Source organism: Nocardia sp. 852002-20019_SCH5090214 (assembly GCF_001665865.1).
GTDB lineage: Bacteria > Actinomycetota > Actinomycetes > Mycobacteriales > Mycobacteriaceae > Nocardia > Nocardia nova.
The window spans coordinates 63,085-87,181 of record NZ_LZMK01000383.1 but is presented as its reverse complement, the minus strand read 5'-3'; the positions used below and the strand labels follow the sequence as shown (position 1 = coordinate 87,181).

Here is a 24,097-nt window from a genome sequence, read left to right as displayed (position 1 = left end):
CCGGGAAGTCCGGTCACCGACGCGTGTCGACTCTGCCTGGTTGAGAGCGAGGCCCCGATGAGCTCCGATGGCACCAGCCGACTGGGCGATCTGCACGAGCTCCCGGACTGTGCGCCGGCGGGCTTGAAAGCGCTTTTCAGCGCCGCGGAAGGGGTTATCCAGGAACAGGTTCGGCTGCTCGGTTCGGGCACGCCGTCGAAGGCGCCCGACCTGCGCGGAATGTTGCGCGGCCAGGGAATCGCCAATCCCGAGGACGAGTCGGCGATGATCGACAAGTACAGCGATCACAAGAGCCAGATGCACACGGCGACGTCCGGCATCCAGCGCAAGGACGCGGGCATCGTGGTGCGAACCGCGGGCATCGGCGATGCCGTGACCGAGGCTTACGGGGCCGTCGATACCGCGGTGGGAGAACTCAACACGAAGATCGACGCCTCCTTCAAATCCGTGCGGACGGTGAAGGACAAGGACGGCACCTCCCACAAGGAATTGCCCAGGGACATCATCGACGGCCTGTTCAAGGGCGTGTGGGAGACCGTCGGCACGACATACGACAAAGTCCACGGTGTCTCCGACCAGGCCGCGGCCGCGGCGCTGAAGATCAAGAGCGACGCCCCGCCGTCCTCCACCGGCAATCCGATACCGGCTGTGTCGCCCGGTTCGAGTCCCTCCGCGGGAGCCACTCCGGCGGGATACAACGGAAGCACTCCGTGGAGCGGCCAGTCCGGATCCATGGGTACCGCGATCATTCCGACCACGGAAAAGCCCACCGCGATGGCGATGATGAAGTACCTCATCGATACCTACCACTTCACACCGGCGCAGGCCGCCGGCATCGTCGCCAACGCGAAATTCGAGTCGGGATTCGACGTTTCCGCCACCGGCGACAACGGATCGGCAAAGGGCCTGTTCCAGTGGCGTTTCAACCGGCTTTCCGGCCTCCAGGCCTTCGCGCAGAGGCCCGGTGAGAATATCGGCGACTGGCATACCCATCTGGATTACATGGTTCAGGAACTGCGCGGTGGCGACTATCAGCAGGCGAACAATGCCGTCACCGCGAACCCCAACGACGCCCGGACCGTGGCCGAGGCCTTCGACAGGTACTACGAGAAGAGCGCGGGCCTTTCGACCAACGACCGGCGCAATTACGCGGCAGGGCTGCTCGAGGAGTACAACAAGTCGGCGCTCGCCGTGTGAGTGCGGCGGCGGGGGGCGGCCGAGGCGACATCACTGCTCCCGGCGTTCGGCGCGCTACTGCTTCGAGTAGTCGGTGCTCAGCCACCGTTCGGGCCGCATCCGGATCACCACCGAGTCCGGGCCGAGGTTCTGCTCGGCGAATGCGGCCCCCTCCTCGGGTCCCAGATAGCGCACCGCGATCGCGCGGACCACCTCGGGCGACGCCGCGTCGATCGCGGTGACCGAGCCCTCGGCGGTGACATACCGGTACGGCGGCTGTTCCACCTGCGCGGTGATCGAGAACCGCCCGGCGGCCCGGATGAGCCGCTCCTTCAGCGTCCCGGCGTCGGTCCACAGCACGACCTCCCCGCCGGGCTCGTACCCGTACCAGATCGGCACCGCCAGCGGCGCCCGATCGGGCCGCTCGACGGCGATCACCCCCACGTGCAATTCGGCGAGGAACTTCTCACGCTCGGTACGGGTCATGGTCGGCATCGACGGTCCTTTCGCGAGTCGGGTCTGTGTTCGCGACAACCCGTGGCGACGGGTGTCCTATTCCGCACCGCGAATGAGCAGCGGCAGGGTGGTGTGGCGGCGCACGAGGATGCTCGGGGTCCACTGCGGCGGTGCGGCGAGGCGGATGTCGGTGCTGCGGTCGAGGAGGGTCGTGATCGCGGTGCGGGCTTCCAGTTTCGCCAGGGCCGAGCCGACGCAGAAGTGGAGCCCGCGGCCGAAGGCGGTGTGCGACTTGATATTCGGACGGTGCAGCTCGACAGCGGCCGGTTCCGGGAAGATCGCCGGATCGCGATTGGCCGCGCCCCACAACAGCAGGAGATGGCTTCCGGCGGGCAGGGACACCTCCCCGAGACGGGTATCGATGGTGACGTGGCGGTAGTGGCCGCGAAACGGGGATTCGAGGCGCAGCACCTCGTCCAGGAAGGCGGGAATCAGGTGCGGTTCGGCGCGCAGCCGGTGCTGAATATCGCTGCGGGTGGCCAGAATTCGGGCCGCGGAGGCGATCAGGCCGGCGGTGGATTCGCCGCCGGCGCCGACCAGTTGAACGAGAATCAGCACCGCGACCTCCTCGGTGAGCGTGCCGGCGCGGCACGCGCGGGCCAGCGCGTCGAGCACGGTGCGTGGCGGACCGTCGGGTTCCGCCGCGCCCCGCGTCCGCCGCAGCTGTTCGGCGAGGTAGCCGGCGAGCAGTGCCGCCGACTGCACCAGTCGCGGGAGACGGTGCGCGTCCACCACGGCACCGAGCATTTCGGTGCTGTCGTAGGCCCATTCGAGCAGTTGTGGCACATCGTCGCCGGGCAGCCCGATCACTGCCGCGACGAGGGCGAGCGGCAGGCGGTCGGCCATCTCGGCGGCCCAATCGATGCGGCCGTCGCGCACGTGTTCCGACCAGAGCCGGTCGACCAGATCGTCGGCCATCGGCGCGAGTTCCCGGATGCGTCCGGCCAGCACACTCGAGACGAGTTTGCGGTGAACGGCGTGGGACGGATCGTCGGCCGTGGCGAGAACATGCACCGCGCGACCGCCGCCGTCGAGATCGAAGGCGGTGGCGGCGGCTCCCGGATGACGCAGCAGTACCGCGGTGAGGTGGGAGGAGAACTCGGTGGTGCGGGCGGCCGCTTCGGTCACGAGATCCCACGACGACACCAGGTGAAAGCCGGTGCCGGGCACCCGGTAGACCGGCGCCTCGTCGCGCAGGCGGTCGTAGAGCGGGTACGGATCGTCGAGACGGGCGGACAGGAACAGTTCGGATCCGTCCGGCACTGTGATGGTCATCGGTGAACTCCCTCCGGGAACGGGTGCGCTCACCGTGCGCGCGGTGGAGACGAGTGTCAATCGGTGTCGCACAGTGAGACGCGGAAGGCCGCCTCCGCGCGTTCGCCGACAAGCCCGAACACGTGGACCGCCGTTGTCTACGCACTTCACAGGCATATACCGAGAGAAGGCAAACGTGAGACAATAGCGCTATATCGTCTCGTCTCGAGACGCCGCAGAGTGAAGGGATCGTATCCGGCGATGCGAACCACCGAGGTGGACTGGCTTGCGGGCGGGGTCCGGCGCACCGTCGCCCGCTCGCGCATCGAGGCGGCGGCCGCCGACCTCTTCCTGGAACGCGGAATAGAGCGAGTGAGCATCGACGACGTGGCCGAACGCGTGGGCTGCTCCCGGGCCACCGTGTACCGGCACGTCGGCGGTAAGCCGGAACTGGTCCGGATCGTGACGGCCTCGGCGGCGCGGGATATCGCCGAACGCGTGGCGGCGACCGTGGCACCGCTGCGCGGCCCGCGGCGCGTGGTGGAGGCCGTCCTCGCCTCCCTCGCGGCGATCCGCGCCGAACCCACCCTGTCGGCGTTCCTGGCCGGTGCGGGCGCCACCGGCGACCAGGTGGTGGCCACGCCCGAACTGCGCGGCATCGCCACCGCGCTCACCGGAATCGCCGCGGACGACGATGCCGCACAGTGGATCGTAAGGGTGGTGTTGTCGCTGCTCACCTGGCCGCTGCCCGACGCCGCCGCGGAACGCCGGACGGTGGAGCGGTTCGTCGGCCCGCTCATGATGCGTCCGGCCGCACTGGCGCGGAAGGGATGAGATGAACGTCCCCCTCTTCGTCGGTCTCACCACCGTCGACCTCGCCTACGCCGTCGACGCCTATCCGGCCGAGGACACCAAAACCCGTGCGCGCGACCAATTTCTGGGCGCCGGCGGACCGGCCGCCAATGCCGCGGTGGCGTGCGCGATACTGACCGGCGGGGCCCGGCTGCTCACCGCCGTCGGCCGGCATCCGCTCACCGCGCTGATCCGCGACGATCTGCGGTCCCACGGCGTGGACCTCGTCGACACCACGGCGCGGCGCACCGATCCGCCGCCGATCTCGTCCATCGTGGTCGCGGCCGGTGCCGGGACGAGAACCATTGTCTCGCTGGACGGTTCGGGGATCGAGGCGCCGTTCGACCACGCATTCGCCGATCTCGTCCGGGAGGCGCCGGTGGTGCTCGTCGACGGGCATCACATCGAACTGGCCCTCGGCATCGCACGGGTGGCGCGCGACGCGGGAGTTCCGGTGGTGCTCGACGGGGGACGCTGGAAGCCCGAACACGCGCAACTGCTGCCGCTGGTCGACATCGCGATCTGCTCGGCCTCGTTCGCGCCGCCGGGCGCCGAGGACGTCTTCGACCACCTGCACCGGATCGGGGTCCGGGCGGTGGCCGTCACTCGCGGACAGCAACCGATCCTACACTCCGCCAATGGGATTCGGGGCGAGATCGCGGTGGGCGAGGTGGACGGCGCGGATACGCTCGGCGCCGGGGACATTCTGCACGGCGCGTTCTGCGCCTACCACTCGCGCGGCCACGACTTCGCCGACGCGCTCACCCGCGCCGCCGCGGTCGCCACCCTGTCGTGCCGGTTCTTCGGCACCCGCGCATGGGGAGACCGGCTCGGTGAGCCGCGCACCCCGGGACAGGCTCACCGACCCGGGCGAATGAGGTAGCCGCCCGAGACCGCGCGCAGCACGAGGTCGGCTCGGTCCGCGGTCCGCGCGATGAGACGGGCATTCGGCAGATCGCTGCCGGCCACCATGGCTTCTGCCCGATCCGGCGATTTACCGCCGCGCAGATGCCGGCGCAGCAGGCGCTGTTCGATGACCGCTTCCTCGGCATCGAGGTACCAGACCTCGTCGAGATATTCCCGCACCTCCCGCCATCCCGGCCGATCCAGCAGAAGGTAGTTCCCTTCCACGATCGCGACCCGTTCGCCGGTGAAGACCACCGCATCCGCGACCGGGTCGTGGCGGGCCCGATCGTAGACCGGCCACGGCACCGGCACGCCGATCGCACTGTCGCGCAACCGCCGCAGCCGGGCGACGAACGACGCCACATCGAAGGTATCGGGCTGCCCTTTGCGGGCGAGCGCGCCGGCATCTCGCAGCAGTGCCGAGCTCAGATGGAATCCGTCCATCCCCGCCACCTCTGCGGACACTCCCGACCTCCGCACCGCATCCACCAAAGCCTGTGCCAGCGTGGACTTTCCCGCTCCCGGCGGTCCGGCGACACCGACCAGGTACCGGCGTCCGCCCGCATCATCCGCCGCGCGCACGATCCGCGCCGCCAGCTCACCCGGCCCCGTCACCTTCACGATGTTCCCGCCCCTCATTCGACCAGGACGACGATCAACCGCCGGGGCCCGTGCACGCCCTGCACGCGGGTCATCTCGATATCCACGGTCGCCGACGGACCGCTGATCCAGGTGGTCGGGCGGCGCGGGTCGAGACGCGGAACAACCTCCGGCAGCGCGGATTTCACCTGCTCCGCGTGAACCACGCACATGTGACAGTCGGGCACGAGCGTGGGCGCGCGGCGGCCCTGGCCGGCGTCGCCGTCGAGCACGATCGTGCCCGATTGCGCGATCGCCGCGGCGCAGGTGGTCACGACCGCGTCGATCTCGCCCAGCTCGGGCGTGGTCAAGGGCGGGTCGTCGATCACGACCCGGTGCTCGGAGCGGTCCGCCCACAGTGCCGTCCACATGTCCGGCAGTCCGGGTGGCGTCAGCACCACATGGGCCGACGCACGCCGCAGTTCCCGATCCACGGCCGTCGCGATCCCTGCCGGCGTGGTCCGATGAACCTGCGCCCCATACCGTTGCAGTCGCTGTTCGAACAGGTCCAGGATCGCGGCGCGATCGTCGGGGTCGACGCCCGGCGCGGTCCGCAGGTAGTCACGCGGCACGGTGACCGCGTCCGCCGGTTCGCCGATGGCCTCGCGGATGCGCCGCAGAATCGTCTCGCGCGCATTCACGACCGGCCCCCGTCCTCGTTCGCGGTGTCGCGCGGCCCGGGTCCGTCGCCGTGGCGGCCGCCCTCGGTGCGCGCCCACCAGCGGCGGAACGATTCGGCCGGAATATCGGGTATCCGCCGGCTGTCGGTCCACCCGCTCAGCGGACCGGGCAGATGCCGCTTCGGGACCGCGACGCCGATGCGCGCCGCCGACCGCACGGCCGCGCCCCACAGCGCCGGATGGCTCATGACTCCCGCCATCGCGGCGAAGGCCACCCGTTCGACGCGATGTTTCACCGCCGCCTCACCCTCGGCCACCCGGTGGCGCAGGGCCAGCAGATTCCCGGTGATATCGATGCCGACCGGGCAGACGTCGTCGCAGGCCCCGCACAGCGCGGAGGCATACGGCAGCGCGGCGGTCTGCGGATCGTCGGCACCCTTCAGCAACGGGTTGAGGATGGCGCCGATCGGCCCCGGATAAACCGACCCGTAGGCCTGTCCGCCGGTGCGTTCGTAGACCGGGCAGATATTCATGCAGGCGCCACACCGGATGCAGCGCAACGCTTCCCGCCCGAGTTCGTCGCGCAGGGCGCGGGTGCGCCCGTTGTCGACCAGGACCAGGTGGAAGGCCGAGGGACCGTCCTGCGCGGTGACGCCGGTCCAGGTCGACACATACGGCGACATCCGCTCCCCGGTCGCGCTGCGGGCCAGCAACTCCAGATAGATCTCCAGGTCGCGCCAGCTCGGAATCACCTTCTCGATGCCGGCCACCGTGATCAGCGTCTCCGGCAGGGTCAGGCACATCCGCCCGTTGCCCTCCGACTCCACCATCACCACCGTTCCGGTATCGGCGACAAGGAAATTCGCGCCGGTGATGCCGACCTTCGCGCGCAGGAACTTCTCCCGCAGGTGCAGCCGCGACGCATCGGCGAGCGCCTGCGGATCGTCCGTCAGATCGTCCGGCGCGGGGCGGCCGTGCTTGCCCATCTCGCGGCGGAAGATGTCGCGAATCCGGCTGCGGTTCAGGTGCATCGACGGCACCACGATATGGGAGGGCAGATCGTCGCCCAGTTGCAGGATGATCTCGGCGAGATCGGTTTCGCGGGTGTCGATTCCGGCCGCGGCAAGCGCCTCGTCCAGCCCGATCTCCTCCGACAGCATGGATTTGGCCTTGACGATCTCGGTTTCACCGGTGGCCAGGACCAATTCGGTGACGACGGCATTGGCCTCGGCCGCATCCGTCGCCCAATGCACCACTCCCCCAGCGCCTTCCACCGCAGCCGCCAATCGCTCCAGATAGGTGTCGAGACGGCGCAGCACATCGTCCTTGACCGCGGCGGCGGCAGTGCGCAGTTCCTCCCAGTCCGGGCGTTCGGCCACCAGGGCGTCGCGCTTGGCGCGGATGGTGTGGGTGGCACGGTGCACAGTGGCACGTAGCTGTTCGTCCGCGGTCGCGGTGCGCGCGGCCTGCGGGAACGGGGGCCAGCCCACGAAATTCTTACTCACGAGCGGGCTCCCGCGGCCACCGGCAGCCCGGGCATCGGCCCGTCGGCCTTCGTGCGCGCCAGGATTTCCACCAGATGCAGATCGCGCACCGGCGTCGCGTCGGCGGCCAGGCGCCCGCCGATATTCATCAGGCACGAATTGTCCACGGCCGTAACCACACTCGCGCCCGTCTCGCGCACGTGGGCGGCCTTGTCGGCGTTCATCGCGCCGGAGGCGGCGGCGTTCTTCACCGAAAACGTGCCACCGAATCCGCAGCATTCGTCGGCCGCGGGCAATTCGATCAGCTCCAATCCGGCCACCGCCCGCAACAATCGGTACGGCCGGTCGCCGATGCGCTGCACGCGCAGCGAATGGCAGGTCGGATGGTAGGTCACCCGATGCGGGAAATAGGCGCCCACGTCGACGACATCCAGGTCGTCGGTGAGGAATTCGGTCAGCTCCCGGATTCTGGGGAGCAGCGCCTCGGCATCGCGAGCCAGCCCGGAGTCACCGACCTGCTCGGCCACCACCCGGTAGAACTCGCGCGGCGCGGCGCCGCACGAGGCGGACGGCACGACGATCCGGTCGTAGTCACCGAACACCGAGACGAAATGCCGGGCCATTTTCGCGGTGTCGGCCCGATACCCGGTGTTGGCATGCATCTGGCCGCAACAACTCTGGGCCATCGGGAATTCGACCTCGACGCCGAGCCGGCGCAGCAAGGCCACCGCCGCCCGGCCGGTTCCCGGATACATGACGTCGTTGACGCAGGTGATGAACAATGCCGTACGCGCCGACATGCGGCCCCTCTCGTCACCGATGCCGCGGGCCGGGCACTGTTTCTGGAGCGGCACCTCGATACGGATACTCGCGAACGATCCCGGCCAGAATACGCCGCACGCACCGCGGCGAGACGGATCTGCGGGCCGTGTGCACCCGCGGATCCGCCTCGCCGGCGGCGTCGGTCAGCTCATCGCCTCCGCCCCGGTGAGCGGCGGCGGCTCGGAATCGAGTTCGGCCACTTCGTCATCGGTGAGCAGCCGGGACCGGATCAGGAACCGCACCCCCTCGGGAGCTTCGAGCGAGAATCCGCTCCCCCGCCCGGACACCACATCGACGGTGAGAAACGTGTGCTTCCAGTACTCGTACTGATCGGCGCTCATCCAGAACGGAGTATCGGCGCCGACCCGGCCGAGCAGCACATCCGAGGCGCCCACGCGGAATTCCCCGCGCGGGAAGCACATCGGCGCGCTACCGTCGCAACAGCCACCCGACTGATGGAACATGACCGGGCCGTGCTGTCGAATCAGGTTGTCCAGCAACGACTCCGCGGCCTCGGTCAGGTCGACGCGGGTACCCATCAGAAGAAGCCGAGTTTGTTCGGTGAGTAGCTGACCAGCAGGTTCTTGGTCTGCTGGTAGTGGTCGAGCATCATGCGGTGGTTCTCGCGGCCGATGCCGGACTTCTTGTAGCCGCCGAAGGCGGCGTGTGCGGGGTAGGCGTGGTAGCAGTTGGTCCATACCCGGCCGGCTTTGATGCCGCGGCCGAGCCGGTAGGCGGTGTTGCCGTCGCGGCTCCATACTCCGGCGCCGAGGCCGTAGAGGGTGTCGTTGGCGATCGCGAGGGCTTCCTCGGTCGAGTCGAAGGTGGTGACCGCGACGACGGGGCCGAAGATCTCCTCCTGGAAGACCCGCATGTCGTTGGTGCCCTTCAAGATGGTCGGCTCGACGTAGAACCCGCCCGGCAGGCCGTCGACCTTGCGCTGGCTGCCGCCGGTGAGGACCTCGGCGCCCTCTTTGCGGCCGATGTCGATGTAGGACAGGATCTTTTCGTACTGGTCGTTGCTGGCCTGGGCGCCGATCATGGTGTCGCTGTCGAGCGGGCTGCCGCTGACGATGGCCTTGGTCCGTTCCAGGCAGCGTGCCATGAACTCGTCGTAGATCGAGGAGTGGATCAGCGCGCGCGAGGGGCAGGTGCACACCTCGCCCTGGTTGAGCGCGAACATCACGAAGCCCTCGACCGCTTTGTCGAGGAACGCGTCGTCGGCGGCCATCACGTCGGGCAGGAAGATGTTGGGGCTCTTGCCGCCCAGTTCGAGGGTGACGGGGATGATGTTCTCGCTGGCGTACTGCATGATCAGCCGGCCGGTGGTGGTTTCACCGGTGAACGCGACCTTGGCCACGCGGGGGCTGGATGCCAGCGGCTTGCCGGTTTCGACGCCGAAACCGTTGACCACGTTGAGAACTCCCGGCGGGAGCAGATCGGCGATCAGCTCGACCACCTTCATGATCGAGGCCGGGGTCTGCTCGGCGGGCTTGAGCACGACCGCGTTGCCGGCGGCCAGTGCCGGGGCCAGCTTCCAGGTCGCCATCAGGATCGGGAAGTTCCACGGGATGATCTGGCCGACCACGCCGAGGGGTTCGTGGAAGTGGTAGGCGATGGTGTCGGCGTCGATTTCGCTGACACCGCCTTCCTGGGCGCGGATGGCGCCGGCGAAGTAGCGGAAGTGATCGACCGCCAAAGGCAGGTCCGCGGCCAGGGTTTCGCGGACCGGTTTGCCGTTGTCCCAGGTTTCGGCGACGGCGAGCCGGTCGAGATTCGCCTCGATCCGATCGGCGATCTTGTTCAAGATGTTGGCGCGATCGGCGGCCGAGGTCGCACCCCACGCGTCGGCGGCGCCGTGCGCGGCATCCAACGCCAACTCCACATCGGCAGCCGACGACCGGGCCACCTCACAGAAGGTCTCCCCGTCGACCGGCGACGGATTCTCGAAGTATCTGCCCTCGACCGGTGCCGTCCATTCGCCACCGATGAAATTGTCGTAGCGGTCGGCGTAGGAGACGATGCTGCCTTCGGCGCCGGGCTTGGCGTAGATCATGACGGGTGCTCCTCGATGAGTCACGAAGGGTCGCATCACGACAGGGGACGTCGTGATGTGGACCACTATGAGCCCCGAGGGTTGGCACAAGGTTGAATGCCGCGGGGCGCGTCGCCATCAGCTTCGCAGTGCGCTGTGCAAGCGCGCGACGGCAACCGCGCGGCGCGCGTCGCGAGCGGGCAGCAGCCGCAGCGCGTGTTCGTGGATCTCGATGTCACCGGGCGCTTTGGCGCCGTAGTCCAGCGCGTATTCGGCCTCGCCGGCCGAGAGCACCGCGGTGCGGATACCGACCTCCAGATATTCGCGCCATTCGACGACGCCCGGGGTCTGCGAGCCCGGCAGCAGCGGGCCGCGATACAGCCGCACGGCGGTGGCGGTATCCCCGGCGGCCAGGGCGGCGAGCATATCGGTCGCATCGCAGGACACCGGTGTGGTCAGCCGATAGACCCGATTGCTGATATCGCCGCCGGTGGCGCGGCGCAGATGCGAGACGTCGGCCTTGAGTGTGCTGGAACCGGTGGGCCGGTCGCCGTAGACGGCCAGCTGCAACCGTTCCGGTGTGTAGCCGTCGGGCTCGAGGGCGAGCAGGGTGAGGATCTCGAGCAACCGGCGGCGCAGGCGCAGCGGCCGCCCGCCCCGGGTCAGCGCGGCGCCGCCGAGACATTCCAGTCGCACCCCGGGTGCCGTATTCGCCACGCCGCCTTGCAGTTTCGCCTCCACCGCCGCGGTGAGCGACAGCACCGTGGACATGGCCAGCGGGTGCGAGCGATCCCAGGTGGTGGACAGATCCAGCACACCGAGCTGGCGGCCGTCGGCAGCGCGGATCGGCGCGCAGTAGCAGACCCAGCCGTGCAGTGCCTCGACCAGATGTTCGGCGGAGAACACGCTGCTCGGGCGGCCGGTGTGCAACGCCAGGGACAGCGCGTTGGTGCCCATGTGGTTCTCGTCCCAGCGACCGCCGGGCGTGAAACCGACCCGCTCGGCGCGGCGGCGCATCACCTGGCCGCCGTCGGACCACAGGATGGTTCCCGCTTCGTCGGTGACGGCGGCGACGAATCCGGCGTCGTGGGTGATGCTGTGCAGCTGATCGGAGAGTTCGGCGATGGGGCCGCGCAGCGGCGAATCGGCCCATTTCGACGCGACATCGCCGGCCACGGCGGGCGCGCAGTCGGTGGCCGGATCGACGAACGCGCGCGAGCGCACCCAGGACTGCGCCACATCGGCCCGGGGCTGCGCCGCCTCGGCATCGGGGGCGTCGGCATCCGGTGCGTCGGAGGCGGCGGGGCCGGATTCGAGAGGACAGACGGCCGGGCTCGCCGGGAGATCGCGCGGGCTCGGAACCCAACGCGCCCACTGCCGTTCCAGTGCCGCGCGTCGCCGCAGCAGAGCACTGTCGTGTCCTGATCGCATCCGCATCTCACCCGTCGCCGCTCGGTCCGCACCGTGCGTTCCGGCGGCGCCTGGGGCCGGGCCGCACATCGTCGGCTCGGCCCCATTGTCCAGCAGGTCGGCTCGTCGCGGGAGCGAAACCGGCCGGTGCGGACGATCGAACCCGGCTCAGATGGGCGTCAGTTCGAACAGCCGGAACCGGCGCGCGCCCGCCAGCCGCTGCTCCATGGTGTATCCGGGCCAATAGGCCACCGCGCGGGCCCACGCCTCCTCGCGTTCGGCGCCGCTCAGCTGCCGGACCCGCACCTTGATTCGCTTACCGCCGCTGTGGATTTCGGCATCGGAGGCCGCGGCGAGATTCGCCGACCAGGACGGATGCTCCGGCCGCCCCCAGTTGGACCCGATCAGCAGATACCGCTCGGGCCCATCCGGGACGTACAGCAGCGACACCGTCCGCGGCAACCCGGATTTACGTCCGCGCACCGTCAACTCCATCGACGGCAGACCCGCCAGATCGAGCACTCCGTGCCGGCCGCCGGTGAGCCGGCGGATGATGCGTTCCAGGACGACGACGACCGGACCGGTGCGCATCACCCACGGGATCCGCGCGATCGCCCGTCCGAGAGCGGACAGCGGGTTGCCGATACGTGAGTGACGGGTGCGATCCGACATGACGGCCTACTGCGAGGTCGCGGCGCGCTTGGGCAGCTTCCAGCCCGGCCGTGGGAAGTGGCAGGTGTAGCCCTCCGGATAGCGCTGCAGGTAATCCTGATGCTCGGGTTCGGCCTCCCAGAAATCGGACGCCGGGGTCACCTCGGTGACCACCTTGCCCGGCCACAGACCGGAGGCATCCACATCGGCGATGGTGTCGAGCGCGATCGCCTTCTGCTCGTCGTCGAGATAGAAGATCGCGGACCGATAGCTGCTGCCGATGTCGTTGCCCTGGCGGTCCTTCGTCGACGGATCGTGGATCTGGAAGAAGAACTCGAGCAGCGCCCGGTAGTCGGTGCGCGCGGGGTCGTAGACGATCTCCACGGCCTCGGCGTGGCCCGGATGGTTGCGGTAGGTGGGGTGATCGTTGCGCCCGCCGGTGTATCCGACGCGCGTGGAAATCACACCCGGCTGCTTGCGGATCAGCTCCTGCATACCCCAGAAGCATCCGCCTGCCAGAATCGCCTTGCGCGTGTCGGTCACGCTTCCTCCTTCGGATCGGGTCCCCGCCCCCAGTCTCGCACCGGTACAACCCGGGTGCGGGCCCGAAAAGTCCCGCCGCGGCGCTCGCCTCGGCCGCCTTCCGTATTCCGCATACCCGCTCTCCTGGCGGATTAACGGACTATCCCCGGTCGCGCCCTGCGGTCGTCTCCGAACGCGTTGGCGCCGAAGCGATTTCGGCGCGCATCGCGACACGGGTCCCGTCGGCGCCGGTGGTGATCTCGACGTCGCGCACCAGGGCGCGCATGATCGCCAGTCCCCGCCCGCGCACGGGATCCGGAACCTCGGCACGGGGTTCCCAGCTGCCGTGGTCCACGATGGTCAGGTACAGGTCCGAGCCGCTGATCTCAGCACGCAGCCCGACCATGCCGGTGGCGTCGCGGTAGCCGTGTTCCACGGCGTTCGTGCACGCCTCGTCCACCGCCAGCAACAGGTCGTAGATCTGTTCCGAGCCGACTCCCTCGCGCTCGAGCCAGGCCCGCAGATCGTGGCGCACCTCGGCGATCCGGTCGGCCTGCGACGGGAAATTCGCCTCGAAGGGGGCCACCTGTAGCGGGTGCGGCTCGCGTATCGCGGGCCCTGGGGCGGGGTCGCCCGGGGGATCTGGAAATCCGCTCATGTCCTCATTCCGATCGCAACCGATGATCTCCACTCGATGATCTCCTCGGCATCCGCGATACCCCCTTTCCCGTACGCCATGCGGCGCCGTCGGCCTACCTCAGTCGCGCAGCGCCTTCTCGCGCAACTGTTTGAGCGTTCTGGTCAGGATCCGCGAGACCTGCATCTGGGAACAGCCGAGTTCGTGCGCGATCTGTTCCTGCGTCATTCCGCCGAAGAAACGCATGGTCAGCACGTACCGCTCCTTCTCCGGCAGGGCGTCGATGAGCGGCTTCACGGTCAGAGTGTCATCGATCGCACCGAAGGTCGGATCGACGTCGCCCAGAGTGTCGAGGATCGCATTCCCGGAGCGACTGTCGTCGTCGGAGGTCGGCGTGTCCAGCGACTGGGTCTGGTAGGCGTTGCGGGCGATCAGTGCCTGCGTCACCTCACCCAGATCGGCGTCCATCTCCTCGGCGATCTCGCGCGCCCGCGGCATCCGGCCCAGCCGTTGCGACAGCGACTCCACGGTCGGGCCCAGCGCGGTCTGGATCTCCTTGATCCGCCGGGGCACGCGCAGCGCCCAGGTGTGATCGCGGAAGTGGCGGCGCACCTCGCCCATCACCGTCGGCACCGCGAAGGCGAGGAACGGCGACCCCTGCGAGGGATCGAACCGGTCGACGGCCGCGACCAGGCCGACCCGGGCGATCTGCAGGAGATCCTCGAAGTTCTCGCCGCGCCCGCTGAACTTGCGCGCGATGTGCTCGGCCAGCGGCAGGCAGCGGTTGATGATTCGTTCGCGCAGCCGGTCGCGCTCCGGATCGTCTTCGGGCAGGGCGGCGAGCTCGACGAACAGCGGTGCGACGTCGTCGTAACCGTCGGGGTGGCGGGCGGTGCCGGTACCGTTCTCAGTCGACATCTGTTCCGCCACGTGCCCAGCGGAACTCGACGACGGTCGGGTGCCCGCCCACGGCTGCGTCGTAGTCCGAACTCTCGGTCTTCACCCATTGGGTGAGAGTCGAGACGATGTGCCAGCCGAAGCTGTTGGTGTCCGGGCCACCGGCGGCCGTGGTGACGGCGGCGACGCGCACGTCCATGGTGTTCTCGCCCGCGGTGAATGCGCAATCGATCACGGAACCGGCGGCCGCGTCCACGATCAGCGCGCTGACCACCTCGTCGACGGCGAGACGAATATCGGTGGCCTCGTCGATACCGAAATCGGCGACCAGAGCGACGGTTTCGGTCAACGCCCGGACCATCATCAATTGCGCCGCATCGGCCGGCACCTGGAATCCGACCGCAGTGGTCCCCGCGTCCGGGGACACTTTCTCGACCATGCCCATTCCTTGCTCCCAAATATCGTGCCGCGAGACGATTTCACAGCGTACGCGAGCGCCCGCCGGACGCCCTCCGATCGCGGTGACGGCCCCCGTTCGGATCGCGCCGAAACGGGTATGTTGGTCAGCGGCGAATCGTCGCCACGCCGCGGACAGCGGCGCAGATCGGAATACGCCGGAGGTATCGAAGTGGCGAAATGCGGTACGAATCGCCTCGCGCTGGGGTCGGCCCGATGAGCGGCGAGCGGGTGTCACCGCTGCTGCGCACCGAGCAGCGCACGGAAGGTTCGGCCGTGGTCGTGACCGTGGCCGGTGAGGTGGACATGAATTCCGCGCCGGAGTTGCAATCGGCTCTCGACCGGGCGCTGCAGGCCGAGCCCACCGCCGTGGTGCTCGATATGACCGAGGTCGGTTTCCTCGGATCGGCCGGGCTGAGCGTGCTGCTGGCCACTTCCCAGTCCACCGCGACGGGCGGTCTGCGAGTGGTCGCGTCGCCCGCGGTGCGCCGCCCGATCGAGGTGACCGCGCTGGACGCGTTGCTGCGTCTGTTCCCGACCGTCGCGGACGCGCTGGCCGCGCCGGAGCAGACCACCTCGGCCTGATCCGGCGCCCGCCCGGCGCGTTCCTCGCCGCCGGCGTCATCGCTGTCGTGGCAACCGGACGACCTGAACGAAGAATTCGTCGATGTGCTTGATCGCGGCGATGAATTGATCCAGGTCGACCGGTTTGGTCACGTAGGCGTTCGCGTGCAGTCGATAACTGCGCAGAATGTCCTCTTCGGCTGCCGACGTGGTGAGTACGACCACCGGAATATGGCTGAGGTCCGGATCGGATTTGATCTTTTCCAGAACCTGGCGGCCGTCGTATTTCGGCAGGTTCAGATCGAGCAGAATCAGATCGGGCCGCGGCGCCTGCGCGAATTCCCCCTGCCGGTAGAGGAAGTCGAGCGCTTCCTGACCGTCGTGGGCGACGTGCAGCGTATTGCCGATCTTGTTGTCCTCGAACGCCTCCCGGGTCATCAACTCGTCGCCGGGGTCGTCCTCCACGAGCAGGATGTCGATGGGCTGGCTCACCGGTGCGGTCATGCGTCGGCTCCTTCGGATACGGGTTCGAGCGGTGCGAGCGTGGCGGCCTGGGTCGCCAGGGTGAAACGGAACCGGGCGCCGCCGGTGTATTCGGTGTCGATCCACAGATTGCCACCGTGGTACTCGACGATCTTCTTGCACAGCGCCAGGCCGATGCCGGTGCCGCTGTAGTCCTCCCGATTGTGCAGGCGCTGGAAGATCACGAAGATCTTGTCCGCGAATTCCGGCGGGATGCCGATGCCGTTGTCGGACACCGAGAATTGCCATTCGTCCAGGTGATCGCCCGGCTCGCACTCGATGCGCACGACCGGCGCGGTACCGGGGGTGTGGAATTTCACGGCATTGCCGATGAGGTTCTGCCACAACATCGTCAGCAGCGTCGGCTGGCCCGCGACTTCGGGCAACTGCTCCGGACGCTCGATCACCGCGCCGGATTCCTCGATCGCGCCGGACAGATTGTCCAGCGCCGAATTCAGCGTCGAGTCCAGGGCGACGAGCTCGTTGCCCTCGATCACCCGGCCCACGCGCGAGAACGTCAGCAGATCGTTGATCAGCCGCTGCATCCGCTTGGCGCCGTCGACGGCGTAGTCGATGTACTGTTTGGCCCGCTCGTCGAGCTGATCGCCGTAACGCTTCTCCAGCAACTGACAGAACGCGGCGACCTTGCGCAACGGCTCCTGCAGGTCGTGGGAGGCGACGTAGGCGAACTGCTCGAGTTCGGCGTTCGAGCGGCGTAGTTGGACCGTCTGGCGATCCAGATCGTCGGCCTGCCGGGCGAGCTGCACCTCCTGCGCCCGCGAGGACCCCAGTTCGGAGACGATGCGCACGCGCATCTCCTCGACCGCGTCGGCGACCGTGGCCAGGTCGGCCGGGCCGTGCGCCTCGATGTGATGATCGAATTCGCCGGCCGAGACCCGCCGGGACGCCTCGGTGAGCTCGTCGAGCGGGCGAGCGACCAGCCGCCGGATCAGCACGGTCAGTGCCAGGCCGGTGAGCAGGATGAGGACCACCACCGCGATCAGCACGCTGTCGCGCACGGTGCGCGCGTGATCGAGGTCGCGGCGGTCGTTGGCGATCGCGGCCGCGGAATCCGCGTTCTGCGCGGCGAACTTCTTTCGCAACTCGTCGAACAGCGCCTTGCCGCGGGTGACCAGGGCGGCGGATTCGGCCGGCGATACATGGCCCGCCGCCGCGATCATCGGCTGCACGTATTCGGAACGCCAGCGCTGAGCCGCGGCCTCGACGGCGTCCAGATCGTCGAGCAGTGTGGTGCGGCCGGCGGCCAGCTCACGCAGGCGGCCCGCGGCGGTGGTCTCGTCGGCGACACCCTGGTTGTAGGGCTGCATGAACTGCTCATCGGCCGAGATCGCGTAGCCGCGCAGGCCGGTTTCCTGGTTGACCAGGGCGGCCTGCAGCCGATAGGCCTCGGTCGCGGCCGGCTGGGCGCGATCGAGCAGCCGGTCTTCGATGGCGTCGGTATGGGCGATCATTTGCCTGGCGGCGATCGCACCGGCGATCACCACCACGAGCATCAGGGCGAGGACCAGCTGAAACCACATCTGTGCGGTGAGCCGGCCGACGATCCCCTCGCGGGGTCGGACGTCTTTCACCGGACCCACTCACCCCCGTGCCAGCGCAGATAGACGATCGCCAGATCGTCGTCGAGTCCGCCGGCCGGGGCGGCCGCGGATTCGACCTGGCCCAGTAGTTCGTCCAGATAACGGGCGGGCTGTTCGACCGACACCCCTTGCGCCATCGCCAGCAGGCCGTCCTCGCCCAGCCAGTCGCCCGCACCGGTACGCACCTCGAACAGGCCGTCGGTGAACAGCACCAGCCCGGTACCGGCCGGCACGGCCACCTCCGTGACCGGCCAGTCCGTCCGGCCCGGCATGAAGCCCAGGGCCGGTCCGCCGGGCACCTCCAGCCATTCGGTGCCGGTCGGCGAGTGGACGAGCATGCCCGGGTGACCAGCGCGGATCACCTCGACGGCGCCGCGACCGGGCGGGGCGTACAGCGTGGTGAGGGTGGCGAAGGTCTGTGGTCCGGTGCGTTCGGCGACCAGCACCTCCTCCAGCAGTTGCAGCTGCCGGGGCCCGGTGATGCCGCTGAATACCAGTGTGCGCCAAGCCAACCGCAGACCCACGCCGATCGCGGCCTCGTCCGGGCCGTGGCCGGCCACATCGCCGATCAGCGCGTGCACCGTGCCGTCGGCCTCCTGGACGACGTCGTAGAAATCGCCGCCGAGCAGCGAATGCGCGCGTCCGGGCCGATAGCGCGAGACCACATCGACGATGGGCGCACCGCGCAGCAGTGGCTTGGGGAGCAGCCCGCGTTCCAGGCGGGCGTTCTCCTGGGCGCGCATGGTGCTCGCGCGCAGCGCCGCGGTGGTGCGCTCGGCCTGTTTGCGCTGAATCGCATAGCGCACGGCCCGGCCGAACCACTCCGGCTCGACCCGGCCCTTCACCAGATAGTCCTGCGCGCCGGCCGCCATCGCGGCCAGGCCGGTCTGTTCCTCGTCCAGGCCGGTCATCACCACGACCGCGACCTGGTCGGTGTACTCGCGCAACTGCGCGAGCGCGTCCAAGCCGTGGGAGTCGGGCAGGTTCAGATCGAGCAGCACACAGTCGGGCAGGCCCGCGGCCAGCCACGCGCCCGCTTCCGCGAGTGAGCGCACATGTTCCAGGCGCACACCGGGGGCACCGTCGGCAACGAGTTCCTCGACCAGCAGGGCATCACCGGGGTCGTCCTCGACCAGCAGGATCGTCTGCCCGAGCGGGGAGGCGGTGCCCAGCGGCGTGACGCCGTCGAGGGGCGGGCGCACGGTGGAACCGCGGCCGTCGTCTCGAACGGATGCGGAAGTGGGACCCTCGGACGAGTGGCCCGCGGAACGGCCGGATACATCGCGAAACCGCGGGGACTGTTCCATCACCGCGGCCGGGCGGGGCCGCGGGGTCGCGTCGCCGATGCGACGAGGTCGCACGATGTCGGCCCGCAGCGCACCGGCTGCATCGGACCGCGACGAGGGAACAGCAACCGTGCCTGGGACGGCACGCTTCGACAATGCTGCCTCCGATCAACGAAGTGGCGGCCCGAGCGCACGCCGACTTGCTCAGCGGCGCGTTTTTCGACCGTGAGGCTTGCCGATCCTATCGGAACCCGGCCGACCACGCTGCGCGCACCATGGGGCAGGCCACGATCAGGACGTCGCGTCGGCACCTGCCCGAGATCGGAGGAGAGGCTGGTGCACCACGGTTTTCGCTAGGAGAGGCGCCCCCGCGCGGATGGCGTCCGAGGTGCGCCGAAGGCGCAATTTCGCCGTCCACACCGCGACCACCGCCGCGTACACCGCAATGACGATCAGTGATACCGAGCCGATCACCATGAGCAACGCAACCACGACTGATCCCGGTCCTCTCCGAGTTGGATGTCCTGTGTACCGACGGAAAGATGCCCCGAAACCCTCATACCAAACAGAAAGCGTGCGCGGGGCACGTCACATCCCGTCCGACCTGGTGTAACAACCGAGCGCAATACAGCGGATACTGTGGAACGTGAGTACGGAACAGTCGCCACGCATCGCGCCGCTCGATCCCCTGACGAGCGTGCTCGGCGCCCAGTCCTGCGATCACGTCGGCTGGTTCCGATTCTGGTTCGCCGATCAGCGCTGGGAATGGTCGGACGAAGTGGCGCAGATGTACGGGTATCAGGGCGCCGATACCCAACCCACCACCGAACTGCTCATATCGCACAAACATCCGGACGACCGCGAGGAGCTGGCGGCCAGCATCGCGACGTCGGTGAAAACCGGCGACCCGATCTGCGGCCAGCACCGCATCGTCGACGCCGACGGGGACACCCACGACATCATCGTCGTCGGCGAACAACTCACCGACGACGACGGCGCGGTGGTCGGGGCCAGCGGATATTTCGTCGACGTCACCGAGACGATCGCCGAGGAGCGCAACGACGCGCTGTCGGAGGTGCTGCCCGAGGTGATCGAGTCCCGCGCGGTGATCGAACAGGCGAAGGGCGCGCTGACGCTGGCCTACGGCATCAGCCCCGAACAGGCGTTCCGGGTGCTGAGCTGGCGTTCGCAGGAGACCAACACCAAGCTGCGGGACCTGGCCGCGCAGTTCGTGCAGGAGTTCCGCCGCCTGAACGGGGAGAACACCGCCCTGCGCAGCCGCGTCGACCACATCGTCCTGACCGCCCACCGCCTGATCCCGCACGACTGAGGCGCCGGTCGGTGCGGTCAGGAGACCGCGTCGGCGACGACGATCTCGCGGGTGGGGCCGGTGCCGACGGCCGTGGCGTGGGCGTCGATGCGCACCTCGGTGCGGCCGCGGATCGCGCGATCACAGCGCTCGGCCAGGTCGTGGCGGTCGGTGCCCGGTTCCTCGATCGGCAGCAGGACGAGTTCGGCGACGATGCCCTTGGCACGCAGGATGCGACGGGCCGAGTCGAGGAAGGTGTCCACGCCGACGAAGCCGGGGACCGTCGATGTCTCGCCGGCGCCGTTCAGATAGCGCAGCCGGATCGGCTGTACCGGCGTGGCGGTGTCGACCGCGGCCTGGAACAGCGCGGGTCGCATCCGGCCGTGCGCCCGGCCACACCAGGTGGTGCCCTCGGGGAACAGGCCCACCCGCTCCCCCGCCGCCAGCCGTGCCGACATCGCCGCGATCACCTCGGGCAGCTGCCGCAACCGATCCCGATCGATCGGGATCACTCGCATGAGCCGGGCCAGCTGCCCCAGCACCGGCCACGACACCAGATCGCCGCGGGCCACGAAGCCCATCGGCGAGACCGCCGCCAACGCCAGCACATCGGACCATCCGACGTGCGCGGCCACCACCAGCAGGCCGCGCCCGGAATCACCCGGAGAGCCACCGCCGCGCACCGCACCCTCGTCGACCGCGCCCCGCTCGTCGACGACGCGCAAAGCGATTCCGCAGCAGCGCAAGACGGCCCGTGCGTACCGGCGATGCAAGCCCGTCCGCCGGGCAGCCGGCGTCACCACGTTCACCACCGGAAACGCCACCAGCAACCCCACCACACCCGCGATCCGCGCAACAGTCCGCACCGCGCCCGCGGTGTCGGGCACGGCCACACAGCCGGCGCCGCACGGACTCGCGGGCATCCATGCGTGAACCGCCGGTTCCGCCACGGGCCGAGGATCGAACGGCGTCTCCGCTGCCGTGCCGGCGGGCGCGGCCGCGGTCCGGCCGACAGTGTCCGCGCCGCTTCGTAAATCGGTTGTCTCGGTCATCGTGCTCCTCCGCCCGTATCGCGGGCCCGCGCGGCATCGGCTTGCGACGCGCGAGCGTCTGTGCCTTCCGACGCGCGGGCGTCTGTGCCTTCCGACGCGCGGGCGTCTGTGCCTTCCGACGCGCGGGCGTCCATGGCTCCCGCAGCGCTCTGCAGGCGTTCCAGGTAGCGGGTGTTGATCGTTTCCAGGCCGAGGAGGGCGACGAAATCCGCGACGCCGAAATCCGGGTCGTGGGCCGGTTCACCGCAGATCTCGGCGCCCAGGCGCAGATAACCGCGCAGCAGCGGGGGAAGTTTCGGCCGGGCCGGGGCGGCCAGTTCGTCGAGCCCGCGGCCGTCGACCACGACCGGGCGGTACGGGCGCACGCGGCGGGCCGGATCACCGGCGTGCTTGCTCAGCAACAGATCCCGGACCGCGGCCACGTTCGCGCCGGGCGGATCGGCGGGGGTGTCGCGCATCGGCACCGAGACGCAACCCATCACCCAGTCGTAGCCGGTGAGCTGGATGTAGTGCAGGATCCCGGCCCACATCAGCGTCAGCACCGAGCCGTTGCGATGGTCCGGAACCACGCAGGCGCGGCCCATTTCGACGATCCGGCGCCCTTCGGGATCCATGGCGCTCAGATCGAATTCGGTGGCCGTGTAGTACCCGCCGGCGGCGCGCACCTTGTCCGGCGGCAGCATCCGGTAGCAGCCGACGAATTCGCCGGAGGCCTCGTCGCGGACCAGCAGATGATCGCAGTGCTCGTCGAACCGGTCGGCGTCCAGGCCCTCGGCGCTGAAGGGAATGTCGAATCCGGGTTCGCCGGCGAACACCCGGTAGCGCAGCCGCTGCGCGGCCCGGCGATGGTCGAGATCGGAGGACACAACCAGGGAGTACTGTGGCGCCGCCACCCCTGGGCCTGTCGTGCGGGTCGGGTTCAGCACGGACGATGGCGTCATGGTGTCGATGAAGCCAGGCCGATTCGGCGAGGCGGCGACGTTCGAGTGTCGAGCGAATGCCAGTCCGGTGAACGAGATCCCCGTCACACCGAACGTTCACTGCGTCGTTCCCCCGAGTTGGCCCACACGCCCGAAACCGCCACGTCGGACGCACCGGCGTGGCGGTAACGAGTAGCGGTCAGGCGTTCTCGCGGGCGAAGCTGCGGGCGCCGACCACCATCAGCAGTACGGCCACCGCAACCGTCAGCCCGGTGCCGAGATAGACCTCGGTGACCGCGAAATCACCGCGGAACAATGCCCGCGCGGCCTCGACGGTGTGCTGGAACGGATTGATGTCGGCGATGATCCGTAGCCAGTGCGGCGCCAGGCTCATCGGCAGCAGGATGCCCGACAGCAGCATCAGCGGCACCGCGACGCTGTTGAGCACCGACGCCAAGGTGTCCTCCGAACGCGCCCACAGCGCCAGCGCATACGACCCCGAGGCCAGCCCGGCCGCCATCACCGAAATCAGCAGCACCGAGGCGATCAGCCCGAAAGCGCTGGGCCGCAAAGAGAATGCCGCCATCGCGACCGCGACCAGGACCAGCGCCTGCACGATCAGCACGACCATATCCTTGAGCACCCGGCCCACCAGCAGTGCGCCGCGGTGGGCCGGGGTGACGCGCTGGCGTTCGATCACGCCGGCCCGCAGTTCCTGCACCATCGCGAATCCCGCGAACATGGAACCGAACAATCCGACCTGGATGACCAGGGCGGGCGTCAGCACCTTCCAGGGGTCGGTATCGGCGCCCAGCGCGGGTGCGATCGCCTTCACCAGCGGACCGAACAACACCAGATACAGCACGGGCTGACTCAATCCGATGATCGCCCACACCGGATTGCGCAGCTGCGTGCGCAGTTGCGACCAGAACACCAGCCCGGTCTCCCGCAGAAAACTCATTTTCCCTCCCGCAGCGAACGCCCGGTGACGGTGAGGAACACGTCGTCGAGGCTCGGTCGTTTCACGGTCAGCGCGCCGGGCACGATGCCGTGCTCGTCCAGTGCGCGCAGCAGCGGCACCACGGCGGCATCGCCGCGCGCCACCGTCAGATGCACCAGTCCGTCGGCGCGCAGCTTCGAGCGCAACTCCAGCACCGAGTCGGCGATCTCGATCGCGAGATCGGCCTGTGCGTCGGCGATGTCGAGGCTGATCACATCGCCGGAGATCCGCTGTTTCAACTCGTCCGGCGTGCCGGAGGCGACGATGCCGCCGTGATCCATGACCAGGATCCGGTCGCACAGCGCGTCGGCTTCCTCCAGGTAGTGCGTGGTGAGCACGATCGTCGTGCCCTCGGACCGCAACCGCCGCACATGTTCCCAGAGGTTCGCGCGGCTCTGCGGGTCCAGCCCGGTCGTCGGCTCGTCCAGGTAGACCAGTCGCGGACGATGCACCAGGCCGAGCGCGATATCGACGCGGCGGCGCTGCCCGCCGGACAGCTCGCGGCAGCGCCGACGGCCCATTCCGTCCAGTTCCAGCGTCCGCAGGAGGTGTTCGGCACTCGCCGTCGCCTCGGCCTTGCTCAGCCCGAAAAGCCTTGCCTGCAGGACCAATTGGTCGATCACCAGCTCGTCGTCGTTGGTCATGCCGCCCTGGGCGACGTACCCGATGCGAGCCCGCACCTCGCGCGGCGCCTCGCGGAGATCGGCGTCGGCGATCCGCGCCTGGCCCGCGGTCGGCGCGAGCAGCGTCGCGATCATCCGCAGGGTGGTGGTCTTACCGGCGCCGTTGGGACCGAGCAGTCCCACGATCTCGCCCTCGCGGACCTCGAAGTCCAAGCCGTTCACGGCCTGCACCGGTCCCGTTTTCGTCGTGAACGTCCGTGCCAGCCCCCGCACTCGGATCGCCAAGGTGCGGGTGCGGTCACGAACGGTAGCCGTCGTTTCCATACCGCACACGGTAGGAACG

The 24,097-nt window shown here is 69.0% G+C and carries 26 protein-coding genes; 5 read left to right on the top strand and 21 right to left on the bottom strand.

Features of this window, described 5'->3' with window-relative positions; all coding sequences use genetic code 11:
• The first annotated feature begins 57 nt into the window (after positions 1–57).
• Positions 58–1,197: a phage tail tip lysozyme gene (locus A5780_RS31910; protein ID WP_063014461.1), complete on the top strand. Its 1,140-nt coding sequence runs from the start codon at positions 58–60 to the stop codon at positions 1,195–1,197.
• A gap of 54 nt (positions 1,198–1,251) precedes the next feature.
• On the opposite strand, the gene A5780_RS31905 is transcribed toward A5780_RS31910, so the two are convergent.
• The gene (locus A5780_RS31905) at positions 1,252–1,671 is read right to left on the bottom strand and encodes a pyridoxamine 5'-phosphate oxidase family protein (protein WP_174554977.1); all 420 of its coding nucleotides are present in this window, start codon (positions 1,669–1,671) and stop codon (positions 1,252–1,254) included.
• 57 nt (positions 1,672–1,728) lie between these two features.
• Positions 1,729–2,967 carry a cytochrome P450 gene (locus A5780_RS31900; RefSeq protein WP_064910848.1) on the bottom strand — a complete coding sequence of 413 codons (1,239 nt, stop codon included), beginning with the start codon at positions 2,965–2,967 and terminating at the stop codon, positions 1,729–1,731.
• Positions 2,968–3,207: 240 nt separating this feature from the next.
• Between A5780_RS31900 and A5780_RS31895 the strand changes: the two genes are divergently transcribed.
• Both A5780_RS31895 and A5780_RS31890 read left to right on the top strand, forming a co-directional pair.
• Positions 3,208–3,780 carry a TetR/AcrR family transcriptional regulator gene (locus tag A5780_RS31895; RefSeq protein WP_064910908.1) on the top strand — a complete coding sequence of 191 codons (573 nt, stop codon included), beginning with the start codon at positions 3,208–3,210 and terminating at the stop codon, positions 3,778–3,780.
• A gap of 1 nt (position 3,781) precedes the next feature.
• A complete protein-coding gene (locus A5780_RS31890) occupies positions 3,782–4,681 on the top strand; it encodes a PfkB family carbohydrate kinase (RefSeq protein WP_064910845.1) in 900 nt (299 codons plus the stop codon).
• Here the strand turns inward: A5780_RS31890 and A5780_RS31885 are convergent.
• The 12 genes from A5780_RS31885 to A5780_RS31830 form a co-directional block, all read right to left on the bottom strand.
• Entirely contained in the window at positions 4,657–5,343 is a 687-nt protein-coding gene (locus A5780_RS31885; RefSeq protein ID WP_064910844.1) for a nucleoside/nucleotide kinase family protein, read from the bottom strand. The two genes, A5780_RS31890 and A5780_RS31885, sit on opposite strands and share 25 nt — an antisense overlap.
• Entirely contained in the window at positions 5,340–5,984 is a 645-nt protein-coding gene (locus A5780_RS31880) for an LUD domain-containing protein (RefSeq protein ID WP_064910842.1), read from the bottom strand. Before A5780_RS31880 ends, A5780_RS31885 begins: the two co-directional genes overlap by 4 nt.
• A complete protein-coding gene (locus A5780_RS31875; RefSeq protein ID WP_064910840.1) occupies positions 5,981–7,468 on the bottom strand; it encodes a lactate utilization protein B in 1,488 nt (495 codons plus the stop codon). The genes A5780_RS31880 and A5780_RS31875 overlap by 4 nt, the downstream gene beginning before the upstream one ends.
• On the bottom strand, positions 7,465–8,247 hold the full coding sequence (locus tag A5780_RS31870) for a (Fe-S)-binding protein (RefSeq protein ID WP_063014448.1): 783 nt from the start codon (positions 8,245–8,247) through the stop codon (positions 7,465–7,467). Before A5780_RS31870 ends, A5780_RS31875 begins: the two co-directional genes overlap by 4 nt.
• Positions 8,248–8,412: 165 nt before the next feature.
• Positions 8,413–8,808 (bottom strand): DUF779 domain-containing protein, encoded by a 396-nt coding sequence (locus A5780_RS31865; RefSeq protein ID WP_063014446.1) that lies wholly within the window; start codon positions 8,806–8,808, stop codon positions 8,413–8,415.
• Positions 8,808–10,325: an aldehyde dehydrogenase gene (gene adh, locus A5780_RS31860; protein WP_064903770.1), complete on the bottom strand. Its 1,518-nt coding sequence runs from the start codon at positions 10,323–10,325 to the stop codon at positions 8,808–8,810. The genes A5780_RS31865 and adh overlap by 1 nt, the downstream gene beginning before the upstream one ends.
• Positions 10,326–10,442: 117 nt before the next feature.
• Positions 10,443–11,735 (bottom strand): transcriptional regulator, encoded by a 1,293-nt coding sequence (locus A5780_RS31855; RefSeq protein WP_082976843.1) that lies wholly within the window; start codon positions 11,733–11,735, stop codon positions 10,443–10,445.
• 147 nt (positions 11,736–11,882) lie between these two features.
• Entirely contained in the window at positions 11,883–12,386 is a 504-nt protein-coding gene (locus A5780_RS31850; RefSeq protein ID WP_064910838.1) for a nitroreductase family deazaflavin-dependent oxidoreductase, read from the bottom strand.
• 6 nt (positions 12,387–12,392) lie between these two features.
• On the bottom strand, positions 12,393–12,860 hold the full coding sequence (msrA, locus tag A5780_RS31845) for a peptide-methionine (S)-S-oxide reductase MsrA (RefSeq protein WP_228794851.1): 468 nt from the start codon (positions 12,858–12,860) through the stop codon (positions 12,393–12,395).
• A gap of 187 nt (positions 12,861–13,047) precedes the next feature.
• A complete protein-coding gene (locus A5780_RS31840; RefSeq protein WP_146098653.1) occupies positions 13,048–13,545 on the bottom strand; it encodes an ATP-binding protein in 498 nt (165 codons plus the stop codon).
• Between the two features lie 99 nt (positions 13,546–13,644).
• Entirely contained in the window at positions 13,645–14,442 is a 798-nt protein-coding gene (locus tag A5780_RS31835) for an RNA polymerase sigma factor SigF (RefSeq protein ID WP_063014558.1), read from the bottom strand.
• The gene (locus A5780_RS31830; protein ID WP_064910907.1) at positions 14,432–14,860 is read right to left on the bottom strand and encodes a hypothetical protein; all 429 of its coding nucleotides are present in this window, start codon (positions 14,858–14,860) and stop codon (positions 14,432–14,434) included. The genes A5780_RS31835 and A5780_RS31830 overlap by 11 nt, the downstream gene beginning before the upstream one ends.
• 233 nt (positions 14,861–15,093) lie before the next feature.
• Between A5780_RS31830 and A5780_RS31820 the strand changes: the two genes are divergently transcribed.
• Positions 15,094–15,462: an STAS domain-containing protein gene (locus tag A5780_RS31820; RefSeq protein WP_062963217.1), complete on the top strand. Its 369-nt coding sequence runs from the start codon at positions 15,094–15,096 to the stop codon at positions 15,460–15,462.
• Positions 15,463–15,498: 36 nt separating this feature from the next.
• On the opposite strand, the gene A5780_RS31815 is transcribed toward A5780_RS31820, so the two are convergent.
• Genes A5780_RS31815 through A5780_RS31805 form a run of 3 tightly spaced genes read right to left on the bottom strand, consistent with a single transcriptional unit; the run spans position 15,499 to position 18,766 of the window.
• Complete coding sequence (locus A5780_RS31815; RefSeq protein ID WP_030515710.1) at positions 15,499–15,945, bottom strand: response regulator; 447 nt, start codon at positions 15,943–15,945, stop codon at positions 15,499–15,501.
• Positions 15,942–17,504 carry a CHASE3 domain-containing protein gene (locus tag A5780_RS31810; RefSeq protein ID WP_064910905.1) on the bottom strand — a complete coding sequence of 521 codons (1,563 nt, stop codon included), beginning with the start codon at positions 17,502–17,504 and terminating at the stop codon, positions 15,942–15,944. Before A5780_RS31810 ends, A5780_RS31815 begins: the two co-directional genes overlap by 4 nt.
• 47 nt (positions 17,505–17,551) lie before the next feature.
• Positions 17,552–18,766 carry a PP2C family protein-serine/threonine phosphatase gene (locus A5780_RS31805; RefSeq protein ID WP_227463000.1) on the bottom strand — a complete coding sequence of 405 codons (1,215 nt, stop codon included), beginning with the start codon at positions 18,764–18,766 and terminating at the stop codon, positions 17,552–17,554.
• A 730-nt stretch (positions 18,767–19,496) separates the two neighbouring features.
• Between A5780_RS31805 and A5780_RS31795 the strand changes: the two genes are divergently transcribed.
• Complete coding sequence (locus A5780_RS31795; RefSeq protein ID WP_227463001.1) at positions 19,497–20,180, top strand: PAS and ANTAR domain-containing protein; 684 nt, start codon at positions 19,497–19,499, stop codon at positions 20,178–20,180.
• 17 nt (positions 20,181–20,197) lie between these two features.
• Here A5780_RS31795 and A5780_RS31790 read toward each other — a convergent pair whose 3' ends face one another.
• The 4 genes from A5780_RS31790 to A5780_RS31775 form a co-directional block, all read right to left on the bottom strand.
• Entirely contained in the window at positions 20,198–21,211 is a 1,014-nt protein-coding gene (locus tag A5780_RS31790; protein WP_231983165.1) for a 1-acyl-sn-glycerol-3-phosphate acyltransferase, read from the bottom strand.
• On the bottom strand, positions 21,208–22,152 hold the full coding sequence (locus tag A5780_RS31785) for a GNAT family N-acetyltransferase (RefSeq protein WP_082976842.1): 945 nt from the start codon (positions 22,150–22,152) through the stop codon (positions 21,208–21,210). The genes A5780_RS31790 and A5780_RS31785 overlap by 4 nt, the downstream gene beginning before the upstream one ends.
• 178 nt (positions 22,153–22,330) lie before the next feature.
• Entirely contained in the window at positions 22,331–23,092 is a 762-nt protein-coding gene (locus A5780_RS31780; RefSeq protein WP_064910837.1) for an ABC transporter permease, read from the bottom strand.
• Positions 23,089–24,078: an ATP-binding cassette domain-containing protein gene (locus A5780_RS31775; RefSeq protein ID WP_064910836.1), complete on the bottom strand. Its 990-nt coding sequence runs from the start codon at positions 24,076–24,078 to the stop codon at positions 23,089–23,091. Before A5780_RS31775 ends, A5780_RS31780 begins: the two co-directional genes overlap by 4 nt.
• Positions 24,079–24,097: the final 19 nt, after the last annotated feature.

What these genes read in the sequence shown, in the direction of transcription:
- A5780_RS31910 (WP_063014461.1), top strand. Translation starts at nt 58, where the DNA reads ATGAGCTCCGATGGCACCAGCCGACTGGGCGATCTGCACGAGCTCCCG.
- A5780_RS31905 (WP_174554977.1), bottom strand. Translation starts at nt 1,671, where the DNA reads ATGCCGACCATGACCCGTACCGAGCGTGAGAAGTTCCTCGCCGAATTG.
- A5780_RS31900 (WP_064910848.1), bottom strand. Translation starts at nt 2,967, where the DNA reads ATGACCATCACAGTGCCGGACGGATCCGAACTGTTCCTGTCCGCCCGT.
- A5780_RS31895 (WP_064910908.1), top strand. Translation starts at nt 3,208, where the DNA reads ATGCGAACCACCGAGGTGGACTGGCTTGCGGGCGGGGTCCGGCGCACC.
- A5780_RS31890 (WP_064910845.1), top strand. Translation starts at nt 3,782, where the DNA reads ATGAACGTCCCCCTCTTCGTCGGTCTCACCACCGTCGACCTCGCCTAC.
- A5780_RS31885 (WP_064910844.1), bottom strand. Translation starts at nt 5,343, where the DNA reads ATGAGGGGCGGGAACATCGTGAAGGTGACGGGGCCGGGTGAGCTGGCG.
- A5780_RS31870 (WP_063014448.1), bottom strand. Translation starts at nt 8,247, where the DNA reads ATGTCGGCGCGTACGGCATTGTTCATCACCTGCGTCAACGACGTCATG.
- A5780_RS31865 (WP_063014446.1), bottom strand. Translation starts at nt 8,808, where the DNA reads ATGGGTACCCGCGTCGACCTGACCGAGGCCGCGGAGTCGTTGCTGGAC.
- adh (WP_064903770.1), bottom strand. Translation starts at nt 10,325, where the DNA reads ATGATCTACGCCAAGCCCGGCGCCGAAGGCAGCATCGTCTCCTACGCC.
- A5780_RS31855 (WP_082976843.1), bottom strand. Translation starts at nt 11,735, where the DNA reads ATGCGATCAGGACACGACAGTGCTCTGCTGCGGCGACGCGCGGCACTG.
- A5780_RS31850 (WP_064910838.1), bottom strand. Translation starts at nt 12,386, where the DNA reads ATGTCGGATCGCACCCGTCACTCACGTATCGGCAACCCGCTGTCCGCT.
- msrA (WP_228794851.1), bottom strand. Translation starts at nt 12,860, where the DNA reads ATGCAGGAGCTGATCCGCAAGCAGCCGGGTGTGATTTCCACGCGCGTC.
- A5780_RS31840 (WP_146098653.1), bottom strand. Translation starts at nt 13,545, where the DNA reads ATGAGCGGATTTCCAGATCCCCCGGGCGACCCCGCCCCAGGGCCCGCG.
- A5780_RS31835 (WP_063014558.1), bottom strand. Translation starts at nt 14,442, where the DNA reads ATGTCGACTGAGAACGGTACCGGCACCGCCCGCCACCCCGACGGTTAC.
- A5780_RS31830 (WP_064910907.1), bottom strand. Translation starts at nt 14,860, where the DNA reads ATGGTCGAGAAAGTGTCCCCGGACGCGGGGACCACTGCGGTCGGATTC.
- A5780_RS31820 (WP_062963217.1), top strand. Translation starts at nt 15,094, where the DNA reads ATGAGCGGCGAGCGGGTGTCACCGCTGCTGCGCACCGAGCAGCGCACG.
- A5780_RS31815 (WP_030515710.1), bottom strand. Translation starts at nt 15,945, where the DNA reads ATGACCGCACCGGTGAGCCAGCCCATCGACATCCTGCTCGTGGAGGAC.
- A5780_RS31810 (WP_064910905.1), bottom strand. Translation starts at nt 17,504, where the DNA reads ATGTGGTTTCAGCTGGTCCTCGCCCTGATGCTCGTGGTGGTGATCGCC.
- A5780_RS31790 (WP_231983165.1), bottom strand. Translation starts at nt 21,211, where the DNA reads ATGACCGAGACAACCGATTTACGAAGCGGCGCGGACACTGTCGGCCGG.
- A5780_RS31785 (WP_082976842.1), bottom strand. Translation starts at nt 22,152, where the DNA reads ATGACGCCATCGTCCGTGCTGAACCCGACCCGCACGACAGGCCCAGGG.
- A5780_RS31780 (WP_064910837.1), bottom strand. Translation starts at nt 23,092, where the DNA reads ATGAGTTTTCTGCGGGAGACCGGGCTGGTGTTCTGGTCGCAACTGCGC.
- A5780_RS31775 (WP_064910836.1), bottom strand. Translation starts at nt 24,078, where the DNA reads ATGGAAACGACGGCTACCGTTCGTGACCGCACCCGCACCTTGGCGATC.